At 39.7% G+C, this 8,237-nt stretch carries 11 protein-coding genes; 10 read left to right on the top strand and 1 reads right to left on the bottom strand.

The features are described 5' to 3' along the window. Nucleotides 1-580, top strand: a 580-nt coding sequence (locus tag ACLNCN_RS01865) for a cation transporting ATPase C-terminal domain-containing protein (RefSeq protein WP_424844516.1), incomplete at its 5' end; no start/stop codon positions are given. Nucleotides 581-715: 135 nt separating this feature from the next. After that, complete coding sequence (spx, locus tag ACLNCN_RS01860) at nucleotides 716-1,114, top strand: transcriptional regulator Spx (RefSeq protein WP_000591165.1); 399 nt, start codon at nucleotides 716-718, stop codon at nucleotides 1,112-1,114. Nucleotides 1,115-1,142: 28 nt separating this feature from the next. On the opposite strand, the gene ACLNCN_RS01855 is transcribed toward spx, so the two are convergent. Next, entirely contained in the window at nucleotides 1,143-1,343 is a 201-nt protein-coding gene (locus ACLNCN_RS01855) for a hypothetical protein (protein WP_049502622.1), read from the bottom strand. Nucleotides 1,344-1,376: 33 nt separating this feature from the next. Between ACLNCN_RS01855 and ACLNCN_RS01850 the strand changes: the two genes are divergently transcribed. From ACLNCN_RS01850 to ACLNCN_RS01815, 8 genes are all read left to right on the top strand, one after another. Continuing rightward, a complete protein-coding gene (locus ACLNCN_RS01850; protein ID WP_424844515.1) occupies nucleotides 1,377-1,946 on the top strand; it encodes an SP0191 family lipoprotein in 570 nt (189 codons plus the stop codon). A gap of 86 nt (nucleotides 1,947-2,032) precedes the next feature. Then, nucleotides 2,033-2,299 carry an IreB family regulatory phosphoprotein gene (locus ACLNCN_RS01845; RefSeq protein WP_000507059.1) on the top strand — a complete coding sequence of 89 codons (267 nt, stop codon included), beginning with the start codon at nucleotides 2,033-2,035 and terminating at the stop codon, nucleotides 2,297-2,299. Nucleotides 2,300-2,302: 3 nt separating this feature from the next. Further along, nucleotides 2,303-2,722 (top strand): Holliday junction resolvase RuvX, encoded by a 420-nt coding sequence (ruvX, locus tag ACLNCN_RS01840; RefSeq protein ID WP_033628869.1) that lies wholly within the window; start codon nucleotides 2,303-2,305, stop codon nucleotides 2,720-2,722. Between the two features lie 15 nt (nucleotides 2,723-2,737). Beyond that, nucleotides 2,738-3,043: a DUF1292 domain-containing protein gene (locus tag ACLNCN_RS01835; protein WP_000017620.1), complete on the top strand. Its 306-nt coding sequence runs from the start codon at nucleotides 2,738-2,740 to the stop codon at nucleotides 3,041-3,043. Between the two features lie 208 nt (nucleotides 3,044-3,251). After that, on the top strand, nucleotides 3,252-4,502 hold the full coding sequence (locus tag ACLNCN_RS01830; RefSeq protein ID WP_424844514.1) for a folylpolyglutamate synthase/dihydrofolate synthase family protein: 1,251 nt from the start codon (nucleotides 3,252-3,254) through the stop codon (nucleotides 4,500-4,502). Nucleotides 4,503-4,586: 84 nt separating this feature from the next. Beyond that, nucleotides 4,587-5,051, top strand: coding sequence for an SP_0198 family lipoprotein (locus ACLNCN_RS01825; RefSeq protein WP_424844513.1), 465 nt, complete (start codon nucleotides 4,587-4,589; stop codon nucleotides 5,049-5,051). Between the two features lie 254 nt (nucleotides 5,052-5,305). Beyond that, the gene (gene cls / locus ACLNCN_RS01820; protein WP_153198987.1) at nucleotides 5,306-6,838 is read left to right on the top strand and encodes a cardiolipin synthase; all 1,533 of its coding nucleotides are present in this window, start codon (nucleotides 5,306-5,308) and stop codon (nucleotides 6,836-6,838) included. Between the two features lie 254 nt (nucleotides 6,839-7,092). Next, a partial coding sequence (locus ACLNCN_RS01815) for a damage-inducible protein CinA (protein WP_424844512.1) occupies nucleotides 7,093-8,237 on the top strand: 1,145 nt, incomplete at its 3' end.

The following is an 8,237-nucleotide window of genomic DNA, read 5'->3' as shown; positions in this document are numbered from 1 at the left end:
TTTGCCATTTTTACCAATGGCACCAGTCCATTTGATTATCCTAAATCTAGTCTATGATTTGTCTTGTATTGCCTTGCCTTTTGACAAGGTGGATAAAGATTTTTTGAGAAATCCGCATACCTGGGAAGCTAAGTCCATCACACGTTTCATGATTTGGATGGGACCTATCTCTTCTGCCTTTGATATTTTGACCTTCAGTTTGCTTTATTTTATCATTGTACCCATGGCAACAGGTCAAGCTTATGTTCATGGGGCAGAGTCTGCCGTAGGTTTTATTGTCTTGTTTCAGACAGGTTGGTTTATCGAGTCCATGTGGTCACAGACCATGGTTATCCATATGCTGCGTTCAGCTAAAATTCCCTTTTTACAAAGTCGTCCAGCTTGGCTAGTCCTTGTGACAACCTTATTGGCTGCAGCCTTTGTGACCTTCCTTCCCTACAGTCCACTCGCAATCCTACTTCATCTAACTCCTTTAAAACCGATTTATTTCATCTTTTTACTTTTCATCATTATTTTGTATATGATTAGCGTGACAATTGTGAAAAAAATCTATATCAAGAAATATCAAGAATGGCTGTAAATTTCATTTTGTCAAGAAAAAAGTACGAAAATGACGAAAAAAGTCAAAAAAATTTAAAAATAGGTCGCAAGTCGGATGTTTTTTATGGTATAATAGACTAAACTGATAGTAACATGTAGCGAAAGGGGTAGGTACATGATTAAAATTTATACAGTCTCAAGTTGTACTAGCTGTAAAAAAGCAAAAACCTGGCTCAATGCCCACCAGTTAAGTTATAAAGAACAAAACCTTGGTAAAGAAGGAATTACGAGAGAAGAATTACTGGATATTCTGACAAAAACAGATAACGGAATAGCCAGCATCGTTTCGTCTAAAAATCGCTATGCCAAAGCCCTTGGAGTGGATATTGAAGATTTGAGTGTCAATGAAGTCCTCAATCTGATTATGGAAACACCGAGAATTTTAAAGAGCCCAATCCTTGTGGATGAAAAACGCCTGCAAGTTGGCTATAAGGAAGACGATATTCGTGCCTTCCTACCACGCTCTGTCCGTAATGTAGAAAATGCAGAAGCACGTTTGCGTGCAGCTCTATAAACATCAAGGCTGGGAGCAACTCCCAGTCTTATTCTATTTTGTACTCTTCAAAAATCTCTTCAAACCGCGTCAACATCGCCTTGCCGTAGGTATGGTTACTGACTTCGTCAGTTCTATCCACAACCTCAAAACAGTGTTTTGAGCTGACTTCGTCAGTTTTATCTGCAACCTCAAAGCAGTGCTTTGAGCAGCCTGCGGCTAGTTTCCTAGTTTGCTCTTTGATTTTCATTGAGTATTAATCTCAAAAAGAAAGAAGAAAGAAATGAAAAAAATAGCTCTTGTTAGTCTAGCTTTCCTTTTTGTCCTGGTTGGTTGCGGACAGAAAAAAGAAACTGGAACAGCTACAAAAACAGAAAAGGATACGCTTCAGTCGGCATTGCCAGTTATTGAAAATGCCGAGAAGAATACAGTTGTGACCAAGACTTTGGTCTTGCCCAAGTCAGATGATGGTAGTCAGCAAACCCAAACCATTACATACAAGGACAAGACTTTTTTGAGCTTAACGATTCAACAAAAGCGTCCAGTCTCTGATGAGTTGAAAACTTATATTGACCAACATGGAGTGGAAGAAACTCAAAAAGCTCTTCTCGAGGCAGAGGAGAAGGATGAGGCCATCATAGAAGCTCGTAAATTAGCAGGATTTAAGCTTGAAACTAAACTATTGAGTGCAACCGAACTTCAAACAACGACTAGTTTTGATTTTCAAGTTTTGGATGTCAAGAAGGCTTCTCAGTTAGAATATTTGAAGAACATTGGTTTAGAAAGTCTCTTGAAGAATGAACCAAGCAAATATATTTCAGACAGATTGGCAAATGGCGCGACAGAACAATAGAAAATCCAAATAAATAGACTACCTGAATTGTAGAACGTAAGGAATTATGCTATAATGGTACTATTCTAAGGAAAGAGGGTGTTAGAATGGGATTTACTGAAGAAACAGTACGTTTTAAATTGGACGATTCCAATAAAAAAGAAATTAGCGAAACTCTGACTGATGTTTATGCTTCGTTGAACGATAAGGGCTACAACCCAATCAACCAAATCGTAGGTTACGTATTGAGTGGAGACCCTGCCTACGTTCCTCGTTATAATAATGCACGAAATCAAATCCGTAAGTATGAGCGTGATGAAATCGTTGAGGAATTGGTCCGCTACTACCTTAAAGGACAAGGAGTCGATCTATAACCTATGAGAATTATGGGATTGGACGTCGGTTCAAAAACGGTAGGGGTGGCTATTAGCGATCCGCTTGGTTTTACAGCTCAAGGACTTGAAATCATCCAAATCAATGAGGAGCAAGGTCAATTTGGTTTTGACCGCGTTAAAGAGTTGGTTGATACTTACAAGGTGGAACGATTTGTAGTGGGCTTGCCTAAAAACATGAACAATACAAGTGGACCGCGTGTGGAAGCTAGTCAAGCCTACGGAGCAAAGTTAGAAGAGCTTTTTGATTTACCAGTAGACTATCAAGATGAACGCTTGACAACAGTCGCCGCAGAGCGCATGTTGATTGAGCAAGCAGATATTAGCCGTAACAAGCGCAAGAAAGTCATTGATAAGTTAGCAGCTCAGCTGATTTTACAAAATTATTTAGATAGAAAATTTTAATACAAAGGAGAGGCTATGTCACACGATCATAACCACGACCACGAAGAACGTGAATTAATCACACTAGTAGATGAGCAAGGAAATGAAACCTTGTTTGAAATCCTTTTGACGATTGATGGAAAAGAAGAATTTGGTAAAAACTATGTTCTTCTAGTACCAGTTAACGCAGAAGAAGACGAAGACGGACAAGTTGAAATCCAAGCTTACTCATTCATCGAAAACGAAGATGGAACAGAAGGCGAATTGCAACCAATCCCAGAAGACTCGGAAGACGAATGGAACATGATTGAAGAAGTCTTCAACAGCTTTATGGAGGAGTAAAAACATCCAGTGGATGTTTTTAGCCCAGCTCTTTGTAACAAGAGAGAGCTGGTAAGTCCGGGGGATGTTTTTACCCCAAGTTAATATTCATAGTAGCTAGTTATTAGCTAACCAGGTGAGAGGTCGGGACGAAAATCCTGGCCTCGTTTTTGTTAGTTATGAGACTTTATTGAGGCAGTTGATTGAACCTGTAATTAAGGAGATGTATATGTTTGAAGTAGAAGAATGGCTCCATAGTCGGATTGGTTTGAATTTTCGATCAGGCTTGGGCCGAATGCAACAAGCGGTGGATTTGTTGGGGAATCCCGAGAAGTCTTATCCTATTATCCACGTAACAGGAACTAATGGAAAAGGATCTACCATTGCTTTTATGAGGGAGTTATTTATGGGGCATGGCAAAAAAGTTGCGACTTTCACCTCCCCTCATATCGTCTCTATCAATGATCGAATCTGCATTAACGGGCAACCAATAGCTGATGCAGACTTCATCCGTTTGGCTAATAAGGTCAAGGAGATGGAGAAAACGCTCCTGCAAACCCATGACCAGTTGTCTTTTTTTGAATTGCTGACCTTGATTGCTTTTCTTTATTTTAGAGAGCAAGCGGTGGATTTGCTTTTACTAGAAGTGGGAATTGGTGGTTTACTAGACACGACCAATGTGGTAACTGGAGAGATTGCTGTCATCACTTCCATCGGACTTGATCATCAGGAGACTCTGGGTGACAGTATAGCAGCAATTGCAGAGCAGAAAGCTGGTATTTTTAAGGCTGGTAAAAAGGCAGTGATTGCTAAGTTGCCTTCAGAAGCTAGGCTTGTTTGTCAGAAAAAAGCAGAATCTTTAGCTGTTGACCTTTATCAGGCAGGTCAGGATTTTTCAATGCTGAATGGGGATTTTTCAAGCTCTTTGGCTAACCTTTCACAGTTGAAAATAGGCTTGGAAGGAGCTTATCAGCAGGAAAATGCGGCCTTGGCGCTACAAACGTTTCTTCTCTTTATGAGAGAAGGAAAGGAAGCTGTTGATGAACAGGTTGTAAGACAGGCTTTGGAGAAGACCCATTGGGCTGGGCGTTTGGAGCGTATTCGTCCTCAAATTTACTTGGACGGTGCTCATAACCTCCCTGCCTTGACTCGCTTGGTTGAATTTACTAAAGAAAAAGAGCAGGAAGGATATCGTCCTCAAATCCTATTTGGAGCCTTGAAAAGGAAGGATTATCAAGGGATGTTGGCTTATCTGACTGAAAATTTGCCTCAGGTGGAACTCAAGGTGACCGGCTTTGACTATCAGGGTTCTTTAGATGAGACAGATATAACAGGTTACGATGTAATTCCTTCTTATCGCGAATTTATCAGCAGTTTCGAAGAAAGAGCCGATACCCAGGATTTGTTGTTTGTTACAGGATCTCTCTATTTTATCTCAGAAGTACGGAGCCACCTACTGACCCATGAGCAGATAAATTGACCTCCTTTTTTGAACTTGTTATACTAGGGGAACTATCAGTTAGAAGAAACATTCTCTACATTGGTAGCAGAAAGGAAATTCATCATGAAATTAAAAAGATTCACACTTTCTCTTGCTTCTTTAGCAAGTCTTAGTCTCTTAGTAGCTTGTTCACAAAGAGCTCAACAAGTTCAACAACCAGTAGCTCAATCGCAAACACAACAAACTCAGCAATCACAACCTGCTGCTTCATCTTCTACAGAAAATACAAACCAGGCAGCGACAAGTTCTTCACAAAATACGCCTGAGGCTCAACCAACCAATATTGATGGAACTTATACTGGTCAGGACGAAGGAGACCGTATCACTTTAGTGGTAACTGGAACAACTGGTACATGGACACAGGTAGAAACTGACGGAGATCAAGAAATCAAGCAGGTTAGCTTCGATGCCGCTAATCAACGCATGATTATTGGGGATGATGCCAAGATTTATGCAATTAATGGCAATCAGATGATTATTGACGATAGGGATAGAGAAGCGTCTGATCGCATTGTTTTATCAAAATAGACTGGAAGGAGACTGGTTTTGTCAGTCTCTTTTGCTTTTACTCAGAAAAATGATTATAAATACTTGCCTTCTACCGAATACCTGCGTTATACTAGTATTAATTACCTGTTTTTAGCATTCATACTCTTCGAAAATCTCTTCAAACCACGTCAGCTTCCATCTGCAACCTCAAAACAGTGTTTTGAGCAACCTGCGACTAGCTTCCTAGTTTGCTCTTTGCTTTTCATTGAGTATCAAAATATCAAGGAGGGGATATGAAATATAGAAAATTTCAATTATTGATGTCCAAGTATGGCTTTAGTCTTTCGATTATGCTACTTGAACTTTGTCTTGTTTTTGGTTTCTTTCTCTATTTAGGGAGTATGGCCCCTATTCTATGGGTAATTGTCTTAATTTTTATGAGTATGGCGACTATTGTCGCAATTGTCAATCGTTCAATGGCGCCTGAAAGTAAAGTAATGTGGTTAGTGGTAACTTTTGTTCCTGTCATCGGCCCCTTGCTCTATCTGATGTTTGGTGAAAGGCGATTGTCCAAAAAAGAAATCAAGCAGTTGGACAAACTTGGTTCCATGCATTTTCGGGAGGATAACAGTAAAGCTCTCCGCCAGAAATTGAAGGAAGATGATAAGGCGGCTTACGGAGTTATCAAATCTTTGCTAAGTATGGATAGCAATGCCGATGTCTATGATCGAACAGATTCACAATTCTTTTCTTCGGGTGAAAGCATGTGGCAACATATGTTGGAAGACCTCAAGAAAGCTGAGAAATTTATATTTCTAGAGTACTATATTGTCGAAGAAGGTCTGATGTGGAATAGCATACTAGATATACTAGAGCAAAAGGCCGCTCAGGGTGTAGAGGTCAAGATGCTCTATGATGATATCGGCTGTATGGCGACTTTACCTGGAGACTATACTATTCAGCTTCGTAGTCGAGGAATTGAAGCCCATAAATTTAACAAGGTGGTTCCTCGCTTGACGGTGGCTTACAACAATCGTGACCATCGTAAAATTCTGGTCATAGATGGTCAGGTAGCTTATACAGGAGGGATTAACTTAGCTGATGAGTACATCAACCATGTAGAACGTTTTGGCTACTGGAAGGACAGTGGGATTCGCTTAGATGGCCCTGGTGTCAAGGCTCTCACCCGTCTCTTTTTGATGACTTGGTACATTAATCGTGGGGAAATCAGCGATTTTGACCAGTATCACTTGGAAAATCAGCCTTGTTCTGGCCAAGGGCTCTGCATTCCTTACGGTAGTGGACCCAAGCCCATCTTCCGTACTCAGGTAGGGAAAAAAGTTTATCAAAGTTTGATTAATCAGGCTACTGATTCAGTCTATATCACAACCCCCTATTTGATTATTGACTATGATTTAACTGAGAGTATTAAAAATGCAGCCATGAGAGGTGTTGATGTCCGCATCGTGACTCCTTTCATTCCGGATAAAAAATTAATCCAGCTCATAACAAGAGGGGCCTATCCGGATTTGTTGTCAGCAGGAGTAAGGATTTTTGAGTATAGTCCAGGCTTTATCCACAGTAAACAAATCCTAGTGGATAAGGACTTTGCTGCAGTTGGAACAATTAATTTAGATTATAGAAGTTTGCTTCATCACTATGAAGATGCAGTTTTGCTATATAAAACGGCATCAATCACAGAGATTCAAAAAGATTTTCAGGAGATTTTTTCAGTATCTCAAGAAATTTTCCCTCATACGATAAAAAATAGCTGGTATCAAAAATTGATTAAGGAAATTGCCCAGTTATTCGCCCCTATCTTATAAGAAATCTAGGACTTAGGAAATGACTGAGTCCTCTTTTTCTTGCTTTTTACGAATAAGAAGATATAGGAGGAACGATGCTGACTCAGAAAGAATTGGATTATATCATAACATTTAAACAGACGAATTTACATCGATTTCGGGAAATTGAAACCTTTGTGAAACTATGCAAAAAATCACTCAAACAGCCATCGCAAGCTGACAATTCTAGGTCTTTTTGATATACTAAGACAGATAAATTGAATAGGAGAAACGACATGGCTGTATATGGCAGAATCGAAGAAGTATCCGAAACGATACAGAGTAATGAAATTGAAAATAGATTGGATAGGAACCTTGGATCTCATGTAGAAAAAGAAGAACAGGTAGCTTTCCCGTTTTTCAGACTCATCATTGGAAGTACGATTGCAACGGTTTTTTCTGTGGTGATACCTTTACTTTTAGATATGGTAAGTCCTTCTCAGGCGCAGGATTTGTATATTGGGTGGGCTTTACATCAGGGAGGACAGCTCTACAGTAGCTATTATGCTAGTCAAGGTCTACTTTATTATTTACTACTTTACATCACCCAAGGAGGTATCCTTTTTGCCTTGGTAGAATGGCTAGCCCTCTTAGGAGGAGGTTATTTCCTCTTTTCTTCAACCGACTATCTGACGGGACAAAGGGAGCAAGCCAAACAACTCCTAACCATATTTTATATTTTGGTATCCGGTCTTGGTTTTGGAGGAGGCTATGCTACTATCTTAGCTCTACCATTCTTGTTTGCAGGATTTTCATTCATAGCAGCTTATCTATCAAATCCTAATCATGACAAGGGATTTCTACGTCTGGGGATTTTCTTGGCCCTATCATTTTTCATAGAGCCTCTTATAAGTCTTCTTTTTATTGCAGTAGTAATAATTGGTTTATTTGTCTTTAATGTTGGACATGGGCGCTTTGCTCATGGAGTTTATCAGTTTTTTGCAGCAGCACTTGGCTTTTCTCTCATCTTTTACCCAGTAGGATACTATGTTCTTGCTTCAGGTGGTTTTGGAGAAGCTCTAGGAAGTCTTTTATATCCAATTGATTCCCTTCAGGTCTTCACCAATCCTCAACTAATGGATAATGTTGTATTCTATGGTTTGTTGACCTTTGGTTTAGGAGCTCTCTTCCTTGTTTTTCTAGGTTTGTTCCAATCAAAGGCATCAAGATTATATGTTATTTCAGTACCAGCTAGTTTTGCTTTCTTATTTGTATTAGCCTTGTTACTTTTTTCTCAAGAACCTCTTCACGGTTCGCGTTTGATTCTAATCATTCCATCTTTACTCCTTCTTTTGATGACCAGTATTCGTGGGAAACATTCAGCTAGGGGAGCTCGTCGTCGGAGAAGAGAGGAAGTTCCTACTCTATGGAAAAAATTCAT

Source organism: Streptococcus sp. CL8.13 (assembly GCF_049737895.1).
Note: the sequence above shows the minus strand (reverse complement) of the source record. Positions and strands in the feature narration are given on the sequence as shown.